This window comes from Pseudomonas sp. K5002, from assembly GCF_013386655.1.
Lineage (GTDB): Bacteria > Pseudomonadota > Gammaproteobacteria > Pseudomonadales > Pseudomonadaceae > Aquipseudomonas.
In genome coordinates this window covers 1-2,614 of record NZ_JACARK010000867.1, presented here as the reverse complement: position 1 = coordinate 2,614, position 2,614 = coordinate 1, and the positions used below count along the sequence as shown (strand labels likewise).

The following is a 2,614-nucleotide window of genomic DNA, read 5'->3' as shown; positions in this document are numbered from 1 at the left end:
CGTGAGGCCGTCCACCGTGCACGTGCTCGGCGCGGTCGCGCAGTCCTGTGATGTGCCGTACCGGGCCATGCGCGAGGTGCGGGATTATGTTGGCGACTGCACGGTCCTCGATGACGCCGAGCGCGATGACCTGTGGCTGATCCAGCCCGACGGCCAGGTACGGCGCGTGGGCGTGGCGGCGTGGAATCGCGAGGACGGCGTGGTGGCGGCCCCCGGCAGCAGGATCCTGGTGCCGATCCGCAGCGACGACCTTGAGACGCCGACCCCTGATCTCAACCAACAACTGGCCGAGTTTTTCGCCACTCAACCGTTGGCTGAGGTGAACCCTTGAATTTACGTTTTGCGGCTGTACTGCTATTGCCTTGCGGGTTGGCTCACGGTGACCCCCGTTACACCCAAAATGATTTCGGCGGCGTGGGCCTGCTACAGACCCCCACCGCACGCATGGCCCCGGCGGGAGAGTTGAGCGCCAACGCCAACCGCACCGATCCCTACTCGCGCTACAGTTTTTCCCTGCAACCGTTCGATTGGCTGGAGGGTTCGTTTCGTTATACCGCCATCAGCAACCGCCGGTACGGCGCCGAGGCGTTGAGCGGAAGCCAGAGCTTCAAGGACAAGGCCATCGACTTCAAGGCGCGGCTCTGGGAGGAAAGCCGCTGGGCACCGCAGGTGGCTTTCGGTGCCCGGGACATCGGCGGTACCGGGCTGTTTTCCAGCGAATACTTTGTCGCCAACAAGCGCCACGGCAACCTGGATTTCAGCCTCGGCATCGCCTGGGGCTACCTGGGAAACCGAGGCGACTTCGGCAACCCGCTGTCGGTGTTCGGCAGCAAGTTCAACGACCGGCCCAAGAGCACTGCGGTCGTCGCCAGGGCAGGGGACGTGAACTCCAACGCCTATTTCAGGGGCCGCCCTTCGTTGTTCGGCGGGATCGCCTATCAAACGCCCTGGGAACCCCTGAGCCTGAAACTCGAATACGAGGGCAATGACTACAAGCACGAGCCGTTGGACAACCCGATCAAGCAGGACTCACCGGTAAACATTGGCGTGGTCTATAAGCTGGCTGACAGCGTCGACCTGAGTGCGGCCTGGGAACGCGGGAATACCGCGATGTTCGGCATCACCCTGCACACCAACTTTGTCAGCCGCAAGGCACCGGTCAAGACCTATGACCCGCCCGCCGAACCGTTGCCGGCGCGCATGCCCACCACCCCGGCCGACCAGGTCAACTGGGCCAACGTCGCCGACAGGCTGCAGCAGAATGCCGGCTACAAGGTGGAGCGCATTGCCCGGCGCGGCTCGGAATTGATGGTGTATGGCGAGCAGCAACGCTACTTCTATTCAGCCAAGGCCGTGGGACGCGCCAGCCGGATTCTCGACAACAGCGCCAATCAGGATATCGACTGGTTCACCCTGGTGAACAAGCGCTATGACATGCCCATTGAAGAAACCAGCGTGCCCCGTGCGACCTTCCGTGCCGTGGTGAACAACCAGCAACCGTTGACGGAGCTGCACCGTAATACCGAGGTCAACCCGGCGGTTGCCCATCGGGAAACCACGCTCTACAGCGGAAAATTCGAGCCGTTCAACTATGGCCTCGGCCTGGGTTACAAACAGAACATCGGTGGCCCCGACGGCCTGCTTTATCAGTTCACTGCCGACGCCGACGCGGAGTACCGTTTTACCCGCAATACCTGGTGGAGCGGCTTGCTCAGCGCCAACCTGCTGAACAACTACGACAAGTTCACCTACGACGCACCCAGCGGCTTGCCGCGAGTACGCACCGACCTGCGCCAATACATGACCACGTCCGATGTGACGATGCCGAACTTCCAGGTCAACCATGCGCAGCGCCTGGACCGCGACCTGTATGGCATGGTCTACGGCGGCTACCTGGAGTCCATGTACGCCGGGGTGGGCGGCGAGGTGTTGTTCCGGCCGGCGGGCAAGCACTGGTCAGTGGGCGCAGACCTGAACTTCGTGCGCCAGCGTGATTTCAACCAGGGCTTCGGCCTGCGGGATTACCAGACCATCACCGGCCATGTCACCAGCTATACCGAGCTGCCCTATGACACCCTGGCCGCCGTCAGTGTGGGGCGTTACCTGGCGCGGGACTGGGGCACCACCGTCGACATCTCGCGCCAGTTCAAGAACGGCGTGAAGTTTGGTGGCTGGGTGACGCTGACCACCGCCTCGAAGGAAGAATATGGCGAAGGCAGCTTCGACAAGGGCATCTATATTTCCGTCCCCTTCGACGAATTGATGAGCACCTCGACGATGCGTCGGGCCAACGTCGTATGGGCGCCACTGACCCGTGACGGCGGCGCACGCCTGAACCGCGGCTATTCGCTGCAGACCATGACCGACGGGCGTGACAGCGAGTTGTTCTACAACAACTTCGAGAAGATCACTGAGTGACGGTGCGGCATCTGCCGACCAGGTTGTCGACTGCCCGGCGTTGAATGCGCCGGGCAGTCGCCACGCCGAACGCTACAGCGCCAGGTGCAATGCCGGCGCGCAACACTTGCCTGACTTTCCTCTTTGATGACTATGCGAATGGCCCGGGCCCGGGCGTTGCTGTGGGCGCTATCGTTGCGTCTTGCGGGGAGTGGTG

The 2,614-nt window shown here is 62.5% G+C and carries 2 protein-coding genes; both read left to right on the top strand.

The features are described from left to right. On the top strand, positions 1–331 hold a 331-nt coding region (locus HX846_RS30220), incomplete at its 5' end, for a capsule biosynthesis GfcC family protein (RefSeq protein WP_178966786.1). Then, positions 328–2,418, top strand: a complete 2,091-nt coding sequence (locus tag HX846_RS30215; RefSeq protein WP_178966785.1) for a YjbH domain-containing protein — start codon at positions 328–330, stop codon at positions 2,416–2,418. The genes HX846_RS30220 and HX846_RS30215, both read left to right, overlap by 4 nt. The last annotated feature ends 196 nt before the right edge of the window (positions 2,419–2,614 follow it).